We start from the raw sequence: 22,750 nt of genomic DNA on the forward strand, positions 1-22,750 counted from the left end.
CAGACGTACTCAAGTGAGTGCCCCAACCCAGCCACTTGCTCCAAGACGGGCCCGCGGAATCACCACGGACCGAACGTCAATCGAGGGCGTGGCGGAGCCAAGGTGAAACCAGGCGGAAGTGGTCGTGCTATAGGTACGTTACAGCTCCATAGGATTAACCATGTTTCCTATCCGTTTATCTCTGGGTGCAGCAAAGCAGACCGCATTCAGTGCACTCGCGCCCGGCAGCATCGGTATTGTCCGTAATCAGGTTTGGATGCGGCTTCAGGCTTCGGCCGTCGACAAGGAAGGGGGCGGGCTTCTTCTCGTGGATGAGGCAGGCAAGAGACCATTCTCGATCGCAGCCGCGTTCGCAGCTAACGTACTGGAGTTCAAAACGACTGAGGTCGAAATAGAACTTGGGCCAGTGATCAAGGAAGACCTTCCCAGCGATGACTTTATTGGTGCTGTGACTGTATTACACGACGGAATTTGGCTCGTGGCCCAGAGCGATGGTTCTAGTCTGTTTGGTGGCCTCGTGATCCTAGTGAACCTACTCACAGGAGCTACCAGGCCAGCTCACGAACTGAACGTTCGCTCGCCCATCTTTAGTTCCTGGAGGCTATTCGGGCGTTTTGCAGAAAAAGGGTGGGCGACAATTGCAAATGGGCCTGGTGATCAGTTGGCATAAGAGTGCGCATGGGAAAGAGTCCACTGCAGTTGGTCAAGCAGATCGTTGGCAAGGAGGGGAGCCAGCGAACTTCGTAGGACTTGTCCCACGCGGTTAGCTCAGGACATGATGGCAGCCTCTGCTGACCGGCTAGCATCTACGGCTTTCTGCGCTTAGCTCGCTTTTCTGCTCGCTCTTTGAACTCTTCGTAGCGATCCGCCAGGTCGTATACGTATTCAACAATCGCATATACAAAGATCTGCAGATCTTCTGCGTCGTTTCTGGATATAGAAATATCTTCTGGATGTGCGGCCAAGTTTCGGAAAGCTGCCAGTTGCTGGCTCCAGTCATACAGCCTTTCGTCGATTATTTTCTTTTCTTTGAGCATTTTTATGCCAGCGCTAAGCATGATTGGCCTAGGCTTCTTGGCTGTTGAATCCACTTCTTCTTCGAACAAAGCGTCGCGGCACAATGCTTCAAGCGCACGACCGAACATCACGCATGCAGCGATATTGGCGTTAGCTTGCAGGGATCTATCCGCTTCGTTGAGCGAATCCGTTACCGTTTTAGGAATGCGGTAGCTGGAAAACACTTTCGGCGGCTTCGGAAAGACCCGTGTTACATCTGACCAATCATCTGTATCGCTATCATGGCCAGCGAATCCAATCTGCGTTGCTTGGCCGACCAGCACTGAGTTGCATCGGGGGCACGTACCTAGAAGTATTCGTTCGCCCCATGGCTCACCTGCGCCATCTTCCCAGCCTCCGCGATTCGTCCGGCCCGTCTCAATGGCGGCCACTTTCGCCTTACAGCGATGGCAGTCAATAACGAAGGTTTCAGTACTTGTCTGTGACATATGATTCTCAACGTTTACTAAAGTCATCCACATTCATTGGTAGAAGCTGACGGCCACTCTATGCCGCCCTGGTGGCCGGAACCAGAGCAGATGAGGCCACCGGCCAGTGTGAAGTATTTACGTACTGGGGATGTCAGGACGTTTAGGGCAGCTAATTGCGTTTGGAGAGTTAGGGAAGCGCGTCTCATCGCCTTGGGGTCGCCCAGCGCTGTGCTGACTGCTGCCGACCTACAGCATGCCGCGCCACACCCTGCGGTAGGCCCGCGCCTGCCCTAGCCCCAGCTGGGGTGGTTGAAAGCCTCTGAGCGCATGGTTAGTTCTGGCTCCCAGATAACCCAACCGTCGCCTAACGGGTCTTGCCGCAACACTTTAAATGCGAACGCTGCCACCCCACTTATCCACAGGTTGTTCTGCTAGTATCCCAACTCGCAGAGACGCCGAAATCGCTCTATCGCGATCCATCTGGAGAGCCTTCATGTCTTACTCGCCTGCGGCGGTTGCCAACTTCTTCTTGGGCAAAGCCGCCCAAGAAAACAAGTCTCTTACCCCCATGCAGCTGATTAAGCTGGTTTACATAGCGCATGGCTGGCATCTCGGATATTTCAATCGGCCGCTCATAAATGAGCGCGTTCAGGCTTGGAAGTTCGGGCCTGTCATTGACTCGCTTTACCACAAGCTCAAGTGCTATGGCGATGGGCCAATCACGGCCATCATCCCAATGAGACTTGGTGCTGAATCTCCGGTCATTGATGATCCCAATACCGTTTCACTGCTCGACAGTGTGTTCAAAAGCTATGCTCCCTATAGCGGATTGCAGTTGTCCACGCTGACACACCAAGCCGACACGCCTTGGTATAAGGCGTATATCGAGCGCGGCGGGCGCTTCGGCTGGGGAACTGAAATTCCGGAAGAAGAGATCAAAGCCCACTACGATCAGAAGATCGCAGCTAACCGTGTCCAATGACGGAACTCCACCCGGAGATTTAGGCCCTGCCGGCCAGTTTACGGCAAGGTTTGATGCCATTGATGCGGCTGCACATCAGCCCCTTCCTGTAGACGAACTTGGGAAGAAGGAACAAAGAAAATTCGAATCTGAAATGCGAAGCGAGATTCATCGCCTTGTCATTTACTCTCTGAGATTTGGCGCTTTGATTTTGGGGAGCTTAATGGTGGTGCGCTTCTGGCATTTGGCCGCGCCCGATACGTGGCGCTGGCTAAGCGATTCGGAGGTTCAATCGATGGACAAGATGCTTTTCAGCAGCGCTTTTGGAGGATTTGTTTTCTCCTACCTGCGCGACGCAGTGGCCAATCGCAACAAGTAGCCCATCCGCGTGTAACTCCGGTGTAATCATGCCGGAAAAAGCTAGAAAATTGCGGACCCCAGCGGCAAAATGCAAGTCACTAAAATCGTCGGGAACGGCTGTTTTTAGCGGCTAAAAGCATATAAAGCTAAAAACCGGAAACGCTGCGAAACCGGATTATGAGTCCTCTGCTCTAACCATTGAGCTATGGGCCCGTCGCAGGGCGCAATTGTAACTGGCCGGTTCATGGCCATGCACGTCTCGCCGGTTCGTGGCGGTGATCGATGGGTCTGGCGCGGCGCTATGCCGCCGTCCGCGGCGCGGATTGCAGGCGCAGCTGCGTGGCTCGCTTGAGAATAGGGGGCGGGTCGGTCTCTTCCGGGATGCTGAGCAGCTTCCTCTTACGCAGCCATTGCCCGGGCGCGCGCGCCGAAGTCAGCGCCACCAGTGGAACGGCCAGCACCAGTCCCAGGGTCACCGGCGCCATCCACGCCGCCAGCGAAGGCGATGCGAACAACGCCAACACACCCATCAGCAACCCGAACAGACTCAAACCACCATAGCTCTTCAACAGTCCGGACAAAGGCAGACTGCCGTCGTCGCGACGCTGCGATTCCCAGCCCGAATCCTTGCCCGCCAACACTTCGGCCACACCGCGCGACTGCACGTACATCACGATGGGGGCCATCAGCGCCGCAAGCACGCTTTCGATCAATACGCTCAGCAGCGCGCGCAGCGCGCCGCCGCAGCCGCGGCGTTCCGCAGGATTCAGCAGCATGGCCAGATAGCCCAGGATCTTGGGAGCGAACAGCGCGGCCATGCTGGCCGCGAACAACCAGACGATCCGCTCCGGATCCAGCGATCTCCAGTACGCCGCCGGAGAGAGCGCGGCGCGCAGGCCGCCCTCGGAAGCCAAGCCGATATGCTCGAACGGGATCGCGATGCCGACCAGCAGCAGCATCGCCCACATGGGCGCGGTGAAGTAGTGGCCGATGCCGATCATGAAATGCCAGCGGCTCACCCAATGCAGGCCGCGCGTCGGCAACACGGCAGCATGCTGCAGGTTGCCCTGGCACCAGCGGCGGTCGCGCACCAGCAGGTCGGTGAGCGAAGGCGGCCCTTCCTCGTAGCTGCCATGCAGTGCGGGAACCATGTGCAAGGCCCAGCCGCCGCGACGGATCAGCGCCGCTTCGACGAAATCGTGGCTCAGCACATGGCCGCCGAAAGGCTTGTCGCCGGGCAGTTGCGGCAAGCCCGCCTGTTCGGCGAAGGCCCGGGTGCGGATGATCGCGTTGTGGCCCCAGTAGTTGCTCTCGGCGCCATGCCACCAGGCCACGCCATGGGCGATGATCGGACCGTACACGCGTCCGGAAAACTGCTGCATGCGCGCGAACAGGCTGGTGCCGTTGACGATGGCCGGCAGCGACTGGATCAGGCCGACGTCCGCGTTCTCATCGATGGCTGCGGCCAGTCTGACGATGGTGTCGCCGGTCATCAGGCTGTCGGCGTCCAGGATCAGCATGTACGGATAAGCGCCGCCGAAACGCCGCAGCCATTCGGCGATGTTGCCGGCCTTGCGTTCGATGTTGTCGGTACGGCGGCGATAGTAGAGATTGGCCGGGCTGCCGAGGCGCGCAAGCAGCGCTTGGTATTCGGCGGCTTCCGCTTCGGCGGTTTCGGCGCGGGTGGTGTCGCTCAGAATGAAGAAATCGAAACGCTCTCCCTGTCCGGTATCGCGCACCGATTCGTAGATGGCCTGCAAGCCCGCCATCAACCGGTGCGGATCCTCGTTGTACGCCGGCATCAGCAACGCCGTGCGTGCCGAGGGCGGCAACGCAGGCAAAGGCGCATCGGGATCTATTCCCAACGATCTACCTCCCTTGCGCGACAGCACCAGCACGAACCCTGCCAGCGCGCCCAGGAACGATTGCGCGATCCAGGCGAACAACGCCACGAACAAGGCAAGCAGCACGCCTTCCAGCACGCTCACGCCCTCTACGCGCAGCACCCGCCACATCTGGTAGGTCGCCAGGACGGTGAGCGCGCCGGTGCCGCCCAGAATGTACGCGCGGCGCCAGAAAGCCCCGCGCGGCGCGCTGGGCAGCAGGCGCCGATCGAGCTTGCCGGTGCGCAGCGATTGCACCGGCATCTGCATCGGCGAAGGCGGCGGCAGCGATTCGCAAGCGGCAGGAATGATCGGCTGCGCCTGCATCAGGTTTACGCCGTCCAACGGTAAAGCCATGTTTCCGAAACCGGTTGCGTGCCTTTCAACAGGCGCGCGTGCAGTTCCGCCGCTTGCGTACCGGCCGGATCGAGTTCGAATCCGATTCGCCAACCTCCCGTCGCCGGTACCGGATGGGCGACGGCGTTGAGCACCTTGCCAGCGCCGGACCAGACATCGGGCTTGAGGTCCTTCTCGCCCAATCCCGTCAGGGCATCGCCTTTGAAATCGATGATCACCAGCCGTCGGCCCGGTTGCGCAGCGGCGCCGATCATGGTGTTGGCGACGATGGCCAGTTCGCGCTTCCACTGGTAGTCGCTGCACCAGTGCAGGCGATAGTCGAAGCGGTGCTCGCGCCCTGCGGCCAGGGGCGCGGCCGGACGCCAGAACGCGACGATGTTGTCGTGGTATTCGTCGCCGGTGGGAATCTCGACCAGATGCACCGCGCCCTTGCCCCAGTCGCCGACCGGTTCCACCCACAGGCTGGGACGCTTCTCGTAGTGCGCTTCGCTGTCGGCGAAGGCGGCGAAGTCGCGCTGGCGCTGCATCAGACCGAATCCGCGCGGCGTGGTGTCCTGGAAGCCGCTGTCCTGCACGGTGGCCGGGTTGTGCAGCGGCCGCCAGATCTGTTCGTCCGCACCGGTCAGCAAGGCCAATCCTTCCGAGTCGTGCACCGCCGGACGGTAGTCGTCCACGCCCACCCGATCGCTGGCGCCGAACTCGTACATGCTGGTCAATGCGGCGATGCCCGCATGGGTCAACTCCACGCGCGGGTACAGGCGCGCCTGTACGTCGAACACGGTTTCGTCCCCGGGCTTGATCGCGAAGCGGAACGCGCCCGAGACACTGGGGCTGTCCATCAATGCATGTACGATGATCGCGGTAGCGTTAAGCGCTGGAGTTTCTATCCAGAATGCGCGGAACACCGGAAATTCCTCGCCCACCGGCTGCACCGTGTTCAAGGCCAGACCGCGCGCCGACAATCCGTAGGACTGGCCCTTGGCTACCGCACGGAAATAGCTGGCGCCGAGGAAAGCGCAGATTTCATCGAAATAGTCGGGGCGGTTGATGGTCCCGTGCAGGCGCATTCCCGCGAATCCCAGGTCGGCTCCGGCGCGGCCGCGCACCGCCGAGGCGCGGAAAGTGAAAAGGTCGGGGGAATAATCCACCTGCCTGGCGCGTCCGGCGGCGACGGTGAAGACCTGTACCCGGTCCTTGAACAGAAAACCGCGATGGAAGAACTGCGCCTGGAAAGGCAGTCCCTGCTTGCGCCACAACGCATGCGCCGGATTGAAGCGGATATCCCGATATTCGTCGTAGCCCATGTCCTGCAGCCATTTGGGCAGATCGGCGGGCGGTTTGCGGAAAGGCTCGGCGGCCAGCCGTCGCGCCATGGCCGGCACGCTGTCGTTGTCGAATGTGGTGCCGTTGTCTGCGGCCCATGCCGTCAGCGGCGACAGCAAGCCGCCACCGGCCAGCGTCGCCAGGGGCAACGATAGGCCGCTCAGGATCAATTCTCGTCTGCGCACCGTTATTCCTCGCGAAGCTGGGCTGGGGGAAGCGGCCGCATTGTAGGCAAGGCCGCGTTAGCGCCAAGACACGACCGGTGGGCCGATGCCTGACCTGCCATGCAGGTCGTGGCCATGGTGGACCGCGGCCACAAACGAAGAAGCCCCGCATCGGCGGGGCTTCTGGTTTCGCGTCGCCTTGGTTGCCGAGGCGGCTGCCGCTTACTCGATATCGAGGAAACTGCGCAGCTGTTCCGAGCGGCTGGGATGGCGCAGCTTGCGCAACGCCTTGGCCTCTATCTGGCGGATGCGCTCGCGGGTGACGTCGAACTGCTTGCCGACTTCCTCGAGGGTGTGGTCGGTATTCATGTCGATGCCGAAGCGCATGCGCAGCACCTTGGCTTCCCGCGGGGTCAGGCCGGCGAGCACGTCGCGGACGGTTTCCGACAGGTTGATGTTGACCGTGTTCTCGATCGGGGACTCCACGTTGGTGTCCTCGATGAAGTCGCCCAGGTGCGAATCCTCGTCGTCGCCGATCGGGGTTTCCATGGAGATCGGCTCTTTGGCGATCTTCATCACCTTGCGGATCTTGTCCTCGGGCATGTCCATTTCCTTGGCCAGTTCTTCCGGCGTGGCCTCGCGGCCGTACTGCTGGAGCATCTGGCGGGAAATGCGGTTCAATTTGTTGATCGTCTCGATCATGTGCACCGGGATGCGGATGGTGCGCGCCTGGTCGGCGATCGAACGAGTGATGGCCTGGCGGATCCACCAGGTGGCATAGGTGGAGAACTTGTAGCCGCGGCGGTATTCGAATTTGTCCACGGCCTTCATCAGGCCGATGTTGCCTTCCTGGATCAGGTCGAGGAACTGCAGGCCGCGGTTGGTGTACTTCTTGGCGATGGAGATCACCAGGCGCAGGTTGGCCTCCACCATTTCCTTCTTGGCCTTGCGCGCCTTGGCTTCGCCATAGGCCATCGCGCGGCTGATTTCCTTGATATCGACCAGGTTCAGATGCATCGCGTGTTCGATGGCGATGGTGGCTTCCTGCTCGGCGATGATCTGCTCGCGCACGTCGCGCAGCGCCGAAGACCACTTCTGCTTGCGCTTGAGCACTTCATCCACCCAGCCCAGATTGGTCTGGTTGCCTTCCCAGGCGCGGATGAAGTCTTTACGCGGCATCTTGGCCGAGTTGGTGGACAGATGCAGCACGCGGCGCTCGTGGTCCTTGATCTGCTGCACCACTTCGCGCAGCTTGCGGACCAGGGTGTCGGTCAGCGCCAGCGGCAGCTTGAGGGTGACGAAGACTTCGGCCATGTCGGCGCGCAGCTTGACCGCGGCCTTATTGTCGGCGCCGCTCTTGGTGTAGGACTTCTTGAACTTGGCGTACAGCTCGGCCAGCGCCTGCATGCGGCGCGCGACTTCTTCCGGGTCCGGACCGGTCGGGCCGGCTTCTTCGGCTTCTTCCTCGACCGCGGGCTCTTCCTCGTCGTCCTCGGTTTCGGTGTCGTCGGCCACGACCACCACCGGCTCGGGCACTTCTTCGATCAGGTCGTTGAAGCCGACCACGATTTCGGCCAGACGCTTCTTGCCCGCCTTGTGGGTTTCGTAGTCTTCCAGCAGCAGTTCGATCGACCACGGGAAGCTGCCCAGCGAGGCTTGCACCTGGCCCAGGCCTTCCTCGATGCGCTTGGCGATGGCGATTTCGCCTTCGCGGGTCAGCAGCTCGACCGTGCCCATCTCGCGCATGTACATGCGCACAGGGTCGGTGGTGCGGCCGCCTTCGGTGTCGAGGGTCAGCGCCGCGGCGGCTTCTTCGGCAGCGGTGTCGTCGACTTCACGGTTGCCCGTGCTGTTGCCGGCGAGCAGCAGCGTTTCGGCATCGGGTGCGATTTCGTGCACCTCGATACCCATGCCATTGATCATGCCAATGATGTCTTCGATCTGCTCGGCATCGACGATGTCGTCGGGCAAGTGGTCGTTGACTTCGGCAAAGGTCAGGTAGCCCTGTTCCAGGCCCTTGCTGATCAGCAGCTTGATATCGGATTGTTGGGCAGGACGTTCGTTGGCCATCAGTGCTTGCGCCACCGGCAATAGGAGATTGGGGAACCCAGCATTATACCGCGCCGCCGGGGATTTGGCCTTACCTGGGTGATGAACGCGCTGGGGCACGGCCTCCGGCCCGGGGCCCCCGCCGCCCGTTTTCAGGGCCTCAGCAGAAAGGTCACGGGACCGTCGTTGGTCAGGCTGACAACCATATGGGCGCCGAAACGGCCGATTTCCACCCCTGGGGGATGTTTTTGCCGGCAGATTTCGACCAGACGGTTGTAGCCGCGTTCAGCCTCTTCGGGCGGGGCGGCGGTGGTGAAGCTGGCGCGCATGCCCGAGCGGGTATCGGCAGCCAGGGTGAACTGGCTGACCAGCAGCAGGCCGCCCCCGGTATCGGCCAGGGACCGGTTCATCTTTCCCTGCCCATCGGCGAAAACCCGGTACCCGAGCAGGCGCTCCGCCATGCGGACGAAGTGGGCCTCGGTGTCGCCGGGTTCTACGGCAACCAGGGCCAGCAGGCCAGGGCCGATCGCCCCGGTGGTCTGGCCGTCGACGGTGACGCTGGCTTGGGTGACGCGTTGGATGAGTGAAAGCATAAAGACGTGAGTGCCGGGGTGTGGGGAGTCGCTTAGCGGAAGCGTACCGCCTTGAGCCCGAACCCGGCCGGGTTGTGTGAGCATGCGGGGCCGCTTACCCTCATCGCCATGCATGCGCCGGCTGCAGCATCAAGGAAGAATCGAGAATGAAATGGGATATCTTCACTGCCATAGAACAACTGATCATCCTGTTGACCATCGCCGGTCAAATCTGGATCGCCTGCAAGGTGATCCTTAATTCCGCAGGCGCTGAGCAGTACGTCCGGATCATGTCCTACGCCACCGGCATTCTGGTGTTCCTGATCACCAAGGCATTGGGGCTGACTTTCGCCGATCTGCTGCTGTCCTCGCTGGACCAGCGGGATGTCTTCATGCTGATCCTGATCGGGGCCATCGTCCCGTTCCTGGTGGGGGCGCTGGTGTCCGAAGTGACCATCATCGCAATCGGGATCGGCAAGCCCGTGCTGACCCGCTTCGTGCTGATGCTGGGCGCGTTTACGGCCGCGCAGGCGGCCTATACCAACTTCATTGCCGTCACGACCCATCTGACGACCTTGGACAAGGCCTTCATCCCCAATCTCTGCTATGCCGTTTCCGTGGGCCTGTGGCTGACCTTCCGCTACCGCGAGCAGGCGACGGGATACTAGTTGCAGGCCAATCGCATCTCGGGCATGCCGGACGGCCGTGCCAACCCGATAGACTTGGCGGATGAAGCCCGAAACCCTGGTGGGTCTGCTCTACCGCGCCACTGCCCTGCTGACCTCCCTGCCCTGGCCCTGGCTGCGCAACTCGGCCGATCTGCTGGCCTGGGTCTGGCGGCGGCTGGATGCGCGCGAAAGCAAGGTCGCCCGCCGCAATCTGCAGCTCGCCTATCCCGAACTGCTGCCCTCGCAGCGTGAGGAGCTGCATCGCCGGATCTTGCGCACGACCGCACGACAGGCCTTCGAAACCCTGCGCTTCTGGACCCGGCCGCACGCCGAAAACCTGGTGCGGTTGCGCGAGCGCCATGGCGAGCCTTCGTACGACGCGGCGCTGGCCTCGGGGAAAGGACTGATCGTGGTGGCGCCGCATTTCGGCAACTGGGAGCTGTTGAACCAGTGGCTGTCCTCGCGCGGGCCGATCGCCATCGTCTACAACCCGCCCGACTCCAAGGTGGGCGATGCCTTCCTGCTGCGCGTGCGCGGCGCCGACAACATCCGCCAGGTCCGCGCCGAAGGGCCGGCGGTGCGGCAATTGTGGAAAACGCTGAAGGAGGGCGGCGCGGTCGGCATCCTGCCCGACCAGCAGCCGAAGATGGGCGACGGCGAATTCGCCCCGTTCTTCGGCGTGCAGGCCCTGACCATGACCCTGGTCTCCCGGCTGGCCGAACGTACCGGCGCCACCGTGCTGTTCGCCTGGTGCGAGCGCACCAGCGCCGATCTGGAGTTCGCCTTGCGTGTGGAACCGGCGCCGGACGGCATCGCCGACCCGGACCCGGTGGCCGCGGCGACCGCGCTCAATGCCATGATCGAGCGCATCGCACGCCGCGATCCGGCACAGTACCAGTGGACCTACAAGCGTTATGGCGCGCGTCCGCCGGGAAGCGGCGAACCCAATCCCTACAAGGTACAAACCCCGGCATGACCGACCTTCCCAGCACTCCTGCGCCGCAGAACCCGTCAGCGGAAGCGATCGCGCCCGCGACTCCTCTGGTAGCCGATTGGCAGCATTTACCGGCGCGTGGCGCCAAGTTGGCCGCCTTCGGCGGAGCGCTCGGATCCGCGATTCCATTCGCGGTGGCGTCGGCCTTCCTGTCGCGACTCGCTGACTTCGGCACTCCGTGGCTGGTCGCACCCGTGGCCGGACTTCTGGGCGCGGCATTCGGGGCGTGGCTGGCAGTCAAACGCCATCGACGCACGTTGTGGAAACTGGACGAGCAGGGTTTCGCCCTGCAGCGCGGACGCTGGTGGCAGACCGAGAGCCGCGTGCCGATCTCGCGGGTGCAGCATCTGGACCTCAAGCGCGGTCCGCTGGAACGCGCCTTCAAACTCGCCACACTGGTGATCCATACCGCAGGCACGAAGATGGCGGCCGTGTCGGTCTCCGGACTGGACGGCGAGGACGCCGAGCGCCTGCGCGACCGGCTGGCGCGCCAGTTGGACCACGACGACGACGCGCTGTGATGCAGACCGAAGCCATAGGCGAGGACAAACCCGAACGCCGATTGCATCCGTGGTCGTGGCTGTTCGTGCTGGTGCAGCAGCTCAAGCAGTTCCTGGTGCCACTGGTTGCTCTGCTGGTGTTCGGCGGGAGCGGGGGGCCCGGTGGTTTCTGGGCCGGCATCGGCCCGTTGATCGCCGTGGGCGTGCTGGTGGTTATCTCGGTGCTGCAGTACTTCACCTACCGCTACCGCATCGGCCGCGATGGATTGAGCATCCGCGACGGCTGGCTGCACCGCAGCCTGCGCGAGATCCCGTATTCGCGCATCCACAACGTGGTGCTGCACCAGACCGTGCTGCACCGCCTGTTCGGCGTGGCCGAGGTCAGGCTGGAATCGGCCGGCGGACAAAAACCCGAGGCGCAGATGCGCGTGCTGCGGCTGGATGAAGCGCTGGCGCTGGAAAGCCTGATCAAGCATCGCGGCCAAGCGCCGGACGCCGATGCGCCGGCAATGCAAGCCGATAGTCTGTTGTCCCTGCCGACCTCCGAGGTGATCCGGCTGGGTCTGGTTTCCAATCGCGGCATGATCGTGATGGCGGCGGCGTTCGGCGCGGCGTGGCAGGCGTTTCCCGACCAGATGCTCGCCAATTATTTCGAGCGCTTCGCGCGGCAATTGTTCGGTTACGCCAGCCACTTGCAGTACGGCTGGATCACCACGGCCGCTGCCGCTGTCGCGCTGCTTCTGCTGGCGGCTGCGTTGCTGCGTCTGCTTTCGGTGTTGCTGGCGTTGGTGCAGTACCACGGCTTTCGTCTCAGCGAAGAACAGCGCCGGCTCACCGTGGAACGCGGTTTGCTGTCGAAATTGCGCACCAGCGTGGCGCGCCGGCGCATCCAGGCGTGGACGCTGCACGAAGGATTTCTCCAGCGCCTGCTCAAGCGCCGCAATCTGCGCATCGATACTGCAGTAGCCGAACAACAGGGCCAGAACGATCAGCGCGCGTTGAAGGAGTTGGCGCCCATCGCCACACCGGAAACCTGCGATGCGCTGATCCAGCATCTCCTACCGCAGGCGCAATGGCCCAGATCGGAGTGGACGGCATTGCCGGCCCGCGTCTGGTGGCGGCTGTTCCTGCCCACCCTGGTTTTCATCGGCATATTGACGCTGGCCCTGACTTTCTATTTCCAGACCGTGTGGGGATTGTTGCCGCTGCTATGGCTACCCTGGAGCGCCTATGCGGCAATCCAACAGGCACGGCGCGCCGGATATGCGGTGGACGATCGCTTGGTGGCCATTCGCGGCGGCTGGTGGTCGCGCTACTGGCGCTTCGCGGAAATAGACAAGCTGCAGGCATTGCGCCTGACGCGTTCGCCGATGGACAGGCGCATGGGCACCGCCAGTTTGTGGCTGGACACGGCCGGCGCCGGCGGCTTTGCGCCGCCCTTGCAAATGCGTTTCCTGCCGGAAGCGGAGGCGAGGACACTCTACTCGCAACTGTCGCAAGCTTTGGCACGCCGTAGAATGCGCTGGTAGGCACGCAGCGATGCGTCCGCCGAATGCCGATTCCCCTGCCCAGATCCAGAATCCAATGACCTTTACTTCCGAATGCGTGGATGACGGCGGTTGCGTTTCTGTCCTGTCGGCGCCCGCTCATGGCCACGCCCAATGACGGCCCGCCCCCTGATCGTGCGCACCGGCGCTTTCGGTGACGTGGTGGTACTCACCACCCTGATCCATCTGCTTAGCGCACGCTACGGATCGGCGGTCGATGTGATCGGCGCCGATGCATGGACCGAAGCGCTGTTGGCCGACGACCCGGCGGTGGCCGAGGTGCACCTGCTCACCAGCCGCAATACGCCGTACGTGCTGAACCCCAGCCAGTGGCGGGTCGCGCGCTGGCTGCGCCAGCGCGGACGCGGGCCGGTCTACATGTGCGACAACCATCCGCGCCTGCTGGCTCTGCTGCGGCGTGGCGGCGTACGCGAAGAGGACATGGTGCGGCGGCCGATCGAGGACGAAGCGCCGGAAGCGCCGATCCGTCTGTGGCCGGACCGCTGGCTGGACATGGGCATGCGCGATCCCGTTTCGCCCTTTCCGACTCGTGCAGTCGACGCGCAGGCTTATCGGCTGCCGTCGCTGGTGCTGGGCGACGCCGCACGCGACGAATACCGTCGATGGAAGCAGGCCAAAGGCCTGCGCGGTCCGTTGATCCTGCTGCAGCCCGGCAACAAGCGCACCCACAAACGCGGCACCGTGGCCACGCGCCAGCACCCGAAGTTCTGGCCGCCGGAATCGTGGGCGGCACTGGCCGGCGCGATCTGGCAAGACCTGCCCGACGCGCAAGTGCTGTTGTGCGGATCGCCGCAGGAGCAATCGGTACTTGAGGAAATCCGCGTTGCCGCCGGCAACGACCCGCGCATGCATAACCTGGGCAGCGAACTGCCTATTCCGCGCTTGCTCGCGTTGATCGAGGACGCGCACAGCATGGTCTCGGTGGACACCGGCCCGGCGCACGCCGCCGCCGCGCTGGCTTGCCCGCTGGTGGTGATGTTCGGTCACGCTTCGCCGCTCAAATGGCGTCCGCTGGGACCGGGCAAGGTACTGGTGTTGCGTGGCGAACGCGGCGACCAGAGCGAAGTGCGCGACCTCTCGGCGACGCAGGTGATTTCGGCTTGGCGTTCGGCGGTTGCGGGCGACCCGCATTCGCCGTAGCCCATACGGCGACCCGATGCTGTCAGCGCGCCGGGCCCCAGTAACCCAGGCGATGCCTGATCTGCAGGTTGCGCAGGCGCGCGGCCAGGGGCTTGGCGCGTAGCGAACCCATTTCGCCGCCGATGAAATCCTCGGTGGCGGCGATCACCCGCTCTGAGGAGCGCCCATCGCGGTAGGGATGTATGGCATCGGCATAGCGCAGTATTTCCGCACGCAACTCCGGGGTCGGCGCGAATGCCCGCTCCAGCATCGCCGGCAGCAGCGCGCTGTCGGAGAAATCGAGCATGTGCGGTTTCGGCGCGCGATTGCGGAAGGTGACCACCGGCTTGTGCTGCACCACGAACTCGGAAACGATGGACGAGGTATCCGATACCAGCACGTCGGCGACCCGTTGCGCTGCCATCAATTGCTCGGTTTCGACGAAGCCCGCATTGGGGCCCGCCAGCGAGCGGTAGCGGTCGAACCATTCCTGCGGGCATTTGGGATGCAAAGTCAGCAGCCAGTAGCGGTCGCCGCGCGCGACTTCGGCGGCGATGGCGTCGAACAGCAGCGGTGCCGCGCTCAGCCGCTCGGTGAAGGTGGAACCGAACAGAACGATGCGGCGGCCCGCGGCGGGCAGCTTCAGCGCATCGTCTGCATGTGCGTCGTGGCGGAACAGGGGATCGAGCTTGGGCCAGCCGGTTTCGGCCACCGCGAAATGCCCTTCGCGTTCGGCGAGCGCGCGGAACGGCGCCGTGGTCGCCGGTCCCTGCGTGCAGTACAGGTCGAACATGCCCCTAACCCGGAAGTGACCCCGTGTGTCGCCGCGCTTCTCCACATTGAAGCCATGGAACACCTGCACCTTGGCGCCGGACACGAACGACGGCACCCAGTTGGCCGCGCTGAACACCGCGCGCGGACGCAGCGCCAGCGCCTCGCGCAGACCGACCGCGCGCACGGGCGTTTCCCAGCGCCCGCCCGACGCCGCGCCCTCCAGCCAGGCCGACACTGACTGGCCCGACTCATGCAATGCGCGCGCCAAAGGTTGCAGAATAGGCAGCGCATACCGTTCGGTAGCAAACAACAGGTACTCGGCCATCGATACATCTCCAACCACCGCTCACGGCGAGCGGCCGCGGCTTTCGGCCTGCATTATCACGTTCAACGAGGCCGACCGCATTGCCGATTGCCTGGCCTCGGTGTCGTTCTGCGACGAAGTGGTCGTGGTCGACTCCGGATCCACCGACGGTACGGCGGCGATGGCCGAACAGCGCGGCGCGAAGGTGCTGGTGCGGCCTTTCGAGGGCTATCGCAGCCAGAAAGCGTTCGCCGCCGCGCAGGCCAGCCATGAGTGGATCCTCACCCTCGATGCGGACGAGCGTATCAGCGACCGTTTGCGCGCCTCGATCCAGGCCGCGCAAGCGGGCGGCTTCGCCGGCGCGGCGGGTTACCGGTTCGCCAGGCTGTCATGGTACTTCGGCAAATTCCTGCGCCATGGCAATGCTTATCCCGACCGCGGCCTGCGCCTGTTCGACCGCCGCCGCGGGGGTTGGCGCGGCGAACGTGAGATCCACGAAACGGCCAGCGTGGATGGGCCGGTCCTGCTGCTGGAAGGCGATGTCGTTCATTACCCTTACCGCTCGCTCGAGCAGCAGCTGGCGAAGACGCAAACCTACGCGCGAATGATGGCCGAGCACGAGCATGCCCGCGGCAAGCGCGCCTCGTTGCTCAAACTGGTGCTGTCGCCTGCCTGGCGGTTCTGGCGGGGTTATGTTTTCAGGCTCGGCTTTCTGGACGGTTGGCAGGGGCTCGTATACGCCTACGTGCGCGCCAACTACGTACGGCAGAAATCGATCATGCTGCTGATGCTGCAACATGCGCAGCCGGTATCGGGCAAGAAGCGCGACTAACCGTTCAAACCGGTGCCGCGCCTTGCGCCGGCGAGCTCTCGACGGGCGAGCTCTCGCGTAGGGACAAGCCGAGCAACAGACCCACCAGGACCGCGTAAAGCGTGGTGGTCAAGGCATGCGCGAACATGGACTGCGTTATTCCGGAAAGCACATACACTACGACCAGCATCAAACCAGCCCAGGCGGAACCCTTCGGCAGGGTCAGACGGTGGGCGATGATGATTCTCAGAAAATGGCTCGCTGGAAGCAGATAAAGCGCCACGATCAGGAAAAGTCCGGGAATGCCCAAGGTCGCCGACCATTGCGCCAGATCGTTATGGGCGTGGTGGAGCGTGCAAACGGTCAATTCTTGCGTGCGGCATATGGGCAACTGATCCACCAGGGTACCGAACCGATCTATCCCCACACCTGTCCAGGGATGGTCCAGGAATGCATGCCAGGCCAGCGACAGGAATTCCAGTCTTGCGCCCACGGCCGAATCCACATGACCGGCGGAGTACTTCTGCAGATCCGTCTGGATATTCTCCAGCCGCATATGCGCCGTCAGCCACGGCACAGCGCACATCAACGCCAGCAACAGCAGCAATGCGCCCAGGGAAATACCGATGCGGTACCGTGCCCGGCGGCCACCGCTTCCGATCGCGGCGACCAGCACCAGCAAGCCCAGGCCCGGCAAAACTCCGCGGCTCCCCGACAGCACGATGGCGATGGTTCCCAGCACCAGCATCAGGGCCAGTAACGGCAGCATCCAGGGGCGCTCTTCTTGCGGACGGCAATAGACCACCAGCACCAGCAATGCCAGCACGGCATTGGCGAATACAATGGGATTGCCGCCGCCGCCAGCGCGCTCGACTCCGGAAACCAGTTCCACTATTGCGATAGCGCAAGCCAGAGCGACCCCGGACATCGCGCCGATCCATAACCATAAGCGCGAGGGAGCCAGCGCAAACGCCAGCAATCCGCACCAGGGCATCAGCAGGAATCTTGCGTAGTTATCGATGGTCCGCCATCCCTGCCCGGAGAACTGCATGGATAGGATCGTCCATCCGAGCACCAGGACCGCCAGCAATGCGACAGACCCGAGCACACGCCCGGTTCTGGCCCATGCATCGGCAAGAAAGTCGGGCACCAGCAGTGTGGTCGCTGCCAACAGCACCCCGAAAGCGGCGAAACCCTTGGGCAGAAATATCAATGCGGTAGCGCAGACTAAGGAAAGCCCGGCGGCACTGGCGGCAAAACGCTGTCGCTCCAGATGACGTTGCGAGTAGAGCCTTCTTCCCGAAACAGCCATTTTTCGCTCGATCCAGCACTGAAGTAAGAGCGTTCAATGGTAGCGGGCGAAGCGTAAAGTCTTGAGTAATTTCGTCTCACAATTGCGAAACGAAATACTTAACGATGCGTTCAGCCGCCGGGGTCTTTCACTGAACTTTCACTGCGACTGGTCGGGATCGCGCTTGCGCAACAGCGCATAAAAAAACCCGTCCATACCCAGTTCACCCGGCAATCTCTGCCGGCCGTGGCCCGCGGCATGGCCGTAGCGCGCATCCAACGCCTGCGATTGCGCATCGGCCGTGCGCGCCATGAAACGGGAAATCTGTAGCTCGTTCTCGTCTTTCAGAATCGAACAGGTCGCATAAAGCAACGCTCCTCCCGGCTTGACCGTTTTCCACAAGCCGTCCAGCAAACGCGCTTGCAAAGCCACCAGCGAAGACAAGTCTTCCGGGCGGCGATGCAGCAGCACATCCGGCTGCCGCCGCACGATGCCGGTCGCAGAACACGGCGCGTCCAGCAACACGGCGTCGAACGGCTCGCCGTCCCACCAGGTTTGCGTATCGCTCGCGTCGGCCGTGCGGAACTCGGCCTGCGCGCCGATACGCGCCAATGTTTCCCGCACCCGGTTCAAACGGCGCTGATCGACGTCCAGCGCCAGCAGGCTCAGGGAAGGATCGCGCTCCAGCAGATGGGCCGCCTTGCCGCCCGGCGCGGCGCACGCATCCAGCACACGCGCTCCGGGAGCCAGCGGCAACGCATCGGCCACCTGTTGCGCGGAACCGTCCTGCACCGAAGCATCGCCCTCGGCGAAACCCGGCAGCGCCGACACGGCGACCGGCAGATCGATGCGCAGCGCATCAGGCAGGTCCGGATCGGTGCCCGAGACGATGCCGGCTTCCTGCAGACGCGCGGCATATTGGTCCCGCGTGCCCTTGCTGCGGTTCACCCGCAACCACAGCGGCGCGGCATGCGCGCTGGCTTCGAAGATAGCCTCCGCATGCGCGCCCCACTCCAAATTGATCTTCTTGCGCAACCAGGCCGGCCAGGCCGCGGCCGGATCCGATTCGGGAAATCCTTCGCGTTGCGCGCGCCGCAACAACGCGTTGATCATGCCGGCCTGATGTGGCCGGCCGAGCACGCGCGCGGCGTCTACGGTAGCCGACAACGCAGCGTGCGCCGGCAGGCCCATCGCATCGATCTGGGCGAAACCCACCAGCAATAGCGAGCGCAAGTCGCCGTCCTTTTCTCCCAACGGCTTCTGCAGCCAGAGCTGCAACGCCGCGTCGTAGCGCGCGCGCTGGCGCAGGGCCGAGAAACAAATCGCTTCCAGCAAGGCGCGGTCGCGCGGATCGGGCAATTGCGCCAGCGCCGTCGCCAGTTCGCCTTTCAGGGAACGGCCTCGATGGATCACCGCGTCCAGCGCTTTGGCGGCAAGCACGCGCGTGGCGACGCCGGGGGCGGCGCCTGCGGATGGACCGCTGGACGAAGTGTTCAAAGCGTGGCCAGATCGCGGCGCGCGTTCAGATAGTCGGCGGCCGTGATCGCCTTGCCGCCCTCGCGCTGGATCACGCGCAGACGCAACGCGCCTTCTCCGCAGGCGATGTCCAGGCCCTGCTTGCCGGCGGCCAGCAGCGTGCCCGGCGCGAATGCATGGGGCAGATCCAACGCCACCGCGCCGCGGATGCGCAGACGCTCGCCCGCCACCAGCGCCTCGGCCACCGGCCAGGGTTCGAAGGCGCGCACCTTGCGCGCCAAGACCGTGGCGGGCTGGTTCCAGTCCAGACGCGCCTCGTTCTTGTCCAGTTTGTGCGCATAGGTCACTCCCTGCTCGGGTTGCACCCACGGCACCGGCAACACGTCGGCGCGACGCAAGGCCAGACCATCGGCCAGCACCCCGGCACCCATTTCGGCAAGGCGGTCGTGCAGCTGTCCGCCGGTTTCTTCTGGCCCGATGGACGTGGTATGCGCCAGCAGCACCGGCCCGGTATCCAGGCCGGCCTCCATCTGCATCAGGCAGACGCCGGTTTCGGTATCGCCGGCCTCGATGGCCCGCTGGATCGGCGCGGCGCCACGCCAGCGCGGCAGCAACGATGCGTGCACGTTCCAGCAGCCGAAGCGCGGGATCTCCAGCACGGTGCGCGGCAGGATCAGGCCGTAGGCGACCACCACCAGCAAGTCCGGCTCCATCGCGCGAAGCGCTTCCTGCGATTCCTTACGCTTGAGCGTTTCCGGTTGCAGCACCGGAATCCCACGCTGGATCGCTTCCAGCTTGATCGGGGAAGGAGTCAGCCCGCGCCCACGCCCCGCAGGCCGGTCCGGCTGTGTATAAGCCGCGATCACCTCGCCGTGCGCATGCGCAGCGCGAAGACTGGGGACGGCAAAGGCCGGCGTGCCGGCGAAAACGATTCTCATGATGGGGGAATGAGGAATAGGGAATGGGGAATGGTAACGGCCAAGAGACGGCTAACCGCCTTTTCTATTCCCTATTCCCCATTCCCGATTCCCGGCCGTTCAAGCCGCGTCGCCCGCCAGCTTGCGCTGCTTGGCCAGCTTCTTGCGCACCATCTCGCGCTTGAGCGGCGACAGGTAGTCGACGAACAGCTTGCCGTCCAGGTGGTCCATCTCGTGCTGGATGCATACCGCCAGCAAGCCGTCGACCTGCAGCTGTCGCGGCTGGCCGTCGCGGCCCAGGAAACGCACGTCGATGGAGTCTGCGCGGGTCACGTCGGCGAAGATGCCGGGTACCGACAGGCAGCCTTCCTGATAGACCTGCTCGCCGGTCCTGGAAAGGATTTCCGGGTTGATGAACACCTGCGGGGCGCTCTTGTCCTCACTGATGTCGATGACCATGAAGCGCTTGTGCACATCGACCTGGCTGGCGGCAAGGCCGATGCCCGGGGCTTCGTACATGGTCTCGAACATGTCGTCGAGCAGGCGCTGGAATGCGGGATCGGCGATCTGCGCGGAATCCACCGGCACAGCCTTGGTGCGCAGCCGGGGATCGGGGAATTCGAGGATAGGGAGCAGTGACATGGCAGTTCTGTAATGGGGATGCCGTCGGAATTCGGCAAGACCTCACGAATTCTAACTCCCGAGCTTGCTTAGTGCCCGGGTTTCTGGACTATAGTGCGGACAACCTGTGGGGAATCAGGTGGGGATCATCATGTTCAGAAAATTTCGTACGGTTCTTGCCGCCGCCGCGTTCATCGTGGCCACCTACGCCGCGGCCGCCGAAATGTCCGGCGCCCATCCCGACACCTATGTGGTGAAAAGGGGCGACACCCTCTGGGACATCTCCGCCAAATTCCTGAAGAAGCCCTGGCTGTGGCCGGAAATCTGGCAGGCCAACCCGCAGATCAAGAATCCGCATCTCATCTACCCCGGCGACGTGATCAGCCTGGCCTACCTGGACCGCGTGGCCCTGCAGCCGGGCCCGCGCCAGGAAGCGCCGATCGGGGCGATCCCGCTGGCCGACATCGAACCCTTCCTGAAGAACCTGCGCGTGACCGACAGCTTCGAACAGCTGCCGCGGGTGGTCGGCCTGGAAGAGGACCGCCTGCGCAGCTCGGGCGGCCAGCTGATCTACACCGTGGGCCTGGAAGGCGCCCAGGTCGGTCAGCGTTTCGCGGTCGTGCGCCCCACCCTGCGCTACACCCATACCCGTTTCGTTTCCAATGGCCGCTACGCGACCTACAAGGAAGATCTGGACTTCCGCGGCAAGCGCTTGGGTTCGCAGACCATCGACTGGGAGCGCAATTGGAACAGCGCCGCTCTGGATACCGGGCCGCAGCTCGAGCTGCTGGGCTATGAACTGGCCCAGATCAGCGTCGGCACACTGACCCGCGGCGTGGTGCCCGGTTCGGACGCCAGCACGCTGGCCCTGGAAGGCAACGGCCACGAAGTCCGTGTCGGCGACCGCCTGATCCCGGTCGAAGCCCAGCCCTACGACCTGCAGTTCTTCCCGCACGTGCCCAAGGTACTGCAGCCCGAAGGCAAGCTTCAGATCGCTGCGGTAGCCAACGCCCTGACTTCGGGCGGCCCGCGCGATGTGGTGGCCATTTCCGGCGGCAGCCGCGAGGGAATCGACAACGGCACGGTGTTCTCCATCTGGCGCCAGGGCAGCCACGTCATCGACCGCCTGCATGATCCGGAGGATTCGCGCACGACCGAGACGCGTCCGAATTCCCGGACCAAGGCGGGCAGCAGCGACCGCGTGCTCCCCGACGAATATGCCGGCCATGTGATGGTGTTCCGCACCTTCGAAAAGGTCAGCTACGGCCTGGTCATGGAAGGCACCAAGCCGGCACGCGTGGGCTACGCGCTCAAGCATCCGGACGCGACCTACTGATCTTCCGGTAGGAAACTTCCTATGCAACAACACGACGGCGCCTGAAGGCGCCGTCGTCGTTTCCGCCCTAGTCTGAAGGGATGCATGAAGAAGACGCCTTAGCCCTGCTGAAACTGATCCTTGCCGGCGGTGCCGTCGCGCCCCGCCGCGGTCTGCTGGATGCGCACGGCACTCCCACACGCAGTCTGGCCGCAGGCGCCTCGGCCTGGAGAGCGGCGGGTCTTAACGAAGCGCAGATACAACGCATCCGCCAGCCCGATAATGAGATCTTGCAACGTGCGCGCCAGTGGCTGGATCACGCCCGTCACCACCTGCTCGGCTGGCACGATCCCGATTACCCACCCCTGCTGCGCCGGATCGGCAGTCCACCGTTGGCGTTGTTCGTGGACGGCGACCCTTCCCTGCTCTGGCATGCCGGGGTCGCCATCGTGGGCAGCCGCTCGCCTACCGCCGGCGGGCGCGACAATGCGCATTCCTTCGCCAAGGCGTTTGCAGCTTCGGGCACCGCGGTGATCAGCGGAATGGCGGCAGGCATCGATGCCGCCGCCCATGAAGCGGCGCTGTCGGTACCGCAAGGGGTCACGGTCGCCGTGCTCGGCACCGGACCGGACCTCGCCTATCCGCCGCACCATGCCGGCTTGCGCGAACGCATCGCCGCGCAAGGGGCGGTGGTCAGCGAACATCCGCCCGGCACCCCGGCCAAGCCGGCGCATTTCCCCAGCCGCAACCGGATCCTGGCCGGCCTGGCTTTGGGCACGCTGGTAGTGGAGGCCACCGAGCGCTCCGGCGCCCTGATCACCGCCCGCCAGGCCGGCGACAACGGGCGCGAAGTGTTCGCCGTGCCCGGGTCCATCCACAACCCGATGGCGCGGGGCTGCCACCGGCTGATCCGGGAAGGAGCCGGCCTGGTGGAGAACGCCCAGGAGGTGCTCGACGCGCTGGTGCCGATGGCCAGCGAACTGGCCGATTTCCTGCGCGGGCGGCTTGCGGGCAGCCTGGCCCGTCCCCATATCGGTGCCGACAACGCCCTTGCGCCGCTTAACCCCGACTACCAGCCCTTGTGGCTGGCGCTGGGCCATGACCCAACCGGTATGGATTTGCTGGTCGAGCGGACCGGATTGACGGCCGCCGAACTGTCCTCCATGCTGCTGGTCATGGAACTGGATGGACGGGTGGCGGTCGAACACGGGCGCTACTCGCGCAAGACCTAGTTTC

Annotated in this window: 21 protein-coding genes; 11 read left to right on the forward strand and 10 right to left on the reverse strand. The window is 63.7% G+C overall.

Annotated features, from left to right (window positions below; genetic code table 11):
- The first annotated feature begins 160 nt into the window (after positions 1–160).
- The gene (locus BLR66_RS14415; protein ID WP_093288455.1) at positions 161–670 is read left to right on the forward strand and encodes a hypothetical protein; all 510 of its coding nucleotides are present in this window, start codon (positions 161–163) and stop codon (positions 668–670) included.
- 136 nt (positions 671–806) lie between these two features.
- Here BLR66_RS14415 and BLR66_RS14420 read toward each other — a convergent pair whose 3' ends face one another.
- Entirely contained in the window at positions 807–1,532 is a 726-nt protein-coding gene (locus BLR66_RS14420) for a DUF4145 domain-containing protein (protein WP_176943895.1), read from the reverse strand.
- A gap of 448 nt (positions 1,533–1,980) precedes the next feature.
- On the opposite strand from BLR66_RS14420, the gene BLR66_RS14425 reads away from it, so the two are divergent.
- Positions 1,981–2,469, forward strand: coding sequence for a Panacea domain-containing protein (locus BLR66_RS14425; protein WP_176943896.1), 489 nt, complete (start codon positions 1,981–1,983; stop codon positions 2,467–2,469).
- Positions 2,459–2,827 (forward strand): hypothetical protein, encoded by a 369-nt coding sequence (locus BLR66_RS19010; protein ID WP_143014661.1) that lies wholly within the window; start codon positions 2,459–2,461, stop codon positions 2,825–2,827. Before BLR66_RS14425 ends, BLR66_RS19010 begins: the two co-directional genes overlap by 11 nt.
- A 280-nt stretch (positions 2,828–3,107) precedes the next feature.
- Here BLR66_RS19010 and mdoH read toward each other — a convergent pair whose 3' ends face one another.
- From mdoH to dtd, 4 genes are all read right to left on the reverse strand, one after another.
- Positions 3,108–5,018, reverse strand: coding sequence for a glucans biosynthesis glucosyltransferase MdoH (gene mdoH, locus BLR66_RS14430; RefSeq protein WP_093288464.1), 1,911 nt, complete (start codon positions 5,016–5,018; stop codon positions 3,108–3,110).
- A 5-nt stretch (positions 5,019–5,023) separates the two neighbouring features.
- Positions 5,024–6,556 carry an OpgD/OpgG family glucan biosynthesis protein gene (locus BLR66_RS14435; protein WP_093288467.1) on the reverse strand — a complete coding sequence of 511 codons (1,533 nt, stop codon included), beginning with the start codon at positions 6,554–6,556 and terminating at the stop codon, positions 5,024–5,026.
- A gap of 201 nt (positions 6,557–6,757) precedes the next feature.
- On the reverse strand, positions 6,758–8,605 hold the full coding sequence (gene rpoD / locus BLR66_RS14440) for an RNA polymerase sigma factor RpoD (protein WP_093289874.1): 1,848 nt from the start codon (positions 8,603–8,605) through the stop codon (positions 6,758–6,760).
- Positions 8,606–8,736: 131 nt separating this feature from the next.
- Positions 8,737–9,177, reverse strand: a complete 441-nt coding sequence (dtd, locus tag BLR66_RS14445) for a D-aminoacyl-tRNA deacylase (protein ID WP_093288470.1) — start codon at positions 9,175–9,177, stop codon at positions 8,737–8,739.
- Between the two features lie 146 nt (positions 9,178–9,323).
- On the opposite strand from dtd, the gene BLR66_RS14450 reads away from it, so the two are divergent.
- From BLR66_RS14450 to BLR66_RS14470, 5 genes are all read left to right on the forward strand, one after another.
- On the forward strand, positions 9,324–9,824 hold the full coding sequence (locus BLR66_RS14450) for a hypothetical protein (RefSeq protein ID WP_093288474.1): 501 nt from the start codon (positions 9,324–9,326) through the stop codon (positions 9,822–9,824).
- A gap of 61 nt (positions 9,825–9,885) precedes the next feature.
- Positions 9,886–10,800: a lauroyl acyltransferase gene (locus BLR66_RS14455; protein ID WP_093288477.1), complete on the forward strand. Its 915-nt coding sequence runs from the start codon at positions 9,886–9,888 to the stop codon at positions 10,798–10,800.
- Positions 10,797–11,339, forward strand: coding sequence for a PH domain-containing protein (locus BLR66_RS14460; RefSeq protein ID WP_093288482.1), 543 nt, complete (start codon positions 10,797–10,799; stop codon positions 11,337–11,339). Before BLR66_RS14455 ends, BLR66_RS14460 begins: the two co-directional genes overlap by 4 nt.
- Positions 11,339–12,847, forward strand: a complete 1,509-nt coding sequence (locus tag BLR66_RS14465) for a PH domain-containing protein (protein WP_093288485.1) — start codon at positions 11,339–11,341, stop codon at positions 12,845–12,847. Before BLR66_RS14460 ends, BLR66_RS14465 begins: the two co-directional genes overlap by 1 nt.
- Positions 12,848–12,979: 132 nt before the next feature.
- Complete coding sequence (locus BLR66_RS14470) at positions 12,980–14,026, forward strand: glycosyltransferase family 9 protein (protein WP_093288489.1); 1,047 nt, start codon at positions 12,980–12,982, stop codon at positions 14,024–14,026.
- 22 nt (positions 14,027–14,048) lie between these two features.
- On the opposite strand, the gene BLR66_RS14475 is transcribed toward BLR66_RS14470, so the two are convergent.
- Positions 14,049–15,104 carry a CDP-glycerol glycerophosphotransferase family protein gene (locus tag BLR66_RS14475; protein WP_093288492.1) on the reverse strand — a complete coding sequence of 352 codons (1,056 nt, stop codon included), beginning with the start codon at positions 15,102–15,104 and terminating at the stop codon, positions 14,049–14,051.
- On the opposite strand from BLR66_RS14475, the gene BLR66_RS14480 reads away from it, so the two are divergent.
- On the forward strand, positions 15,103–15,915 hold the full coding sequence (locus tag BLR66_RS14480) for a glycosyltransferase family 2 protein (protein ID WP_093289875.1): 813 nt from the start codon (positions 15,103–15,105) through the stop codon (positions 15,913–15,915). The genes BLR66_RS14475 and BLR66_RS14480 overlap by 2 nt on opposite strands.
- 4 nt (positions 15,916–15,919) lie before the next feature.
- Here BLR66_RS14480 and BLR66_RS14485 read toward each other — a convergent pair whose 3' ends face one another.
- The 4 genes from BLR66_RS14485 to def all read right to left on the reverse strand — a co-directional run bounded on the left by BLR66_RS14485 (position 15,920) and on the right by def (position 20,220).
- A complete protein-coding gene (locus BLR66_RS14485; RefSeq protein ID WP_093288495.1) occupies positions 15,920–17,206 on the reverse strand; it encodes an O-antigen ligase family protein in 1,287 nt (428 codons plus the stop codon).
- Between the two features lie 138 nt (positions 17,207–17,344).
- Positions 17,345–18,682, reverse strand: coding sequence for a 16S rRNA (cytosine(967)-C(5))-methyltransferase RsmB (rsmB, locus tag BLR66_RS14490; protein WP_093288498.1), 1,338 nt, complete (start codon positions 18,680–18,682; stop codon positions 17,345–17,347).
- A complete protein-coding gene (fmt, locus tag BLR66_RS14495; protein ID WP_093288501.1) occupies positions 18,679–19,599 on the reverse strand; it encodes a methionyl-tRNA formyltransferase in 921 nt (306 codons plus the stop codon). The genes rsmB and fmt overlap by 4 nt, the downstream gene beginning before the upstream one ends.
- 99 nt (positions 19,600–19,698) lie before the next feature.
- Positions 19,699–20,220, reverse strand: a complete 522-nt coding sequence (gene def / locus BLR66_RS14500) for a peptide deformylase (RefSeq protein ID WP_093288504.1) — start codon at positions 20,218–20,220, stop codon at positions 19,699–19,701.
- Positions 20,221–20,350: 130 nt separating this feature from the next.
- On the opposite strand from def, the gene BLR66_RS14505 reads away from it, so the two are divergent.
- On the forward strand, positions 20,351–21,535 hold the full coding sequence (locus tag BLR66_RS14505; protein ID WP_093289876.1) for a LysM peptidoglycan-binding domain-containing protein: 1,185 nt from the start codon (positions 20,351–20,353) through the stop codon (positions 21,533–21,535).
- 80 nt (positions 21,536–21,615) lie between these two features.
- On the forward strand, positions 21,616–22,746 hold the full coding sequence (gene dprA, locus BLR66_RS14510) for a DNA-processing protein DprA (protein ID WP_093288507.1): 1,131 nt from the start codon (positions 21,616–21,618) through the stop codon (positions 22,744–22,746).
- Positions 22,747–22,750 lie beyond the last annotated feature (4 nt).

The sequence above is a fragment of the Pseudoxanthomonas sp. CF125 genome, from assembly GCF_900104085.1.
Classification (GTDB): Bacteria; Pseudomonadota; Gammaproteobacteria; order Xanthomonadales; family Xanthomonadaceae; genus Pseudoxanthomonas_A.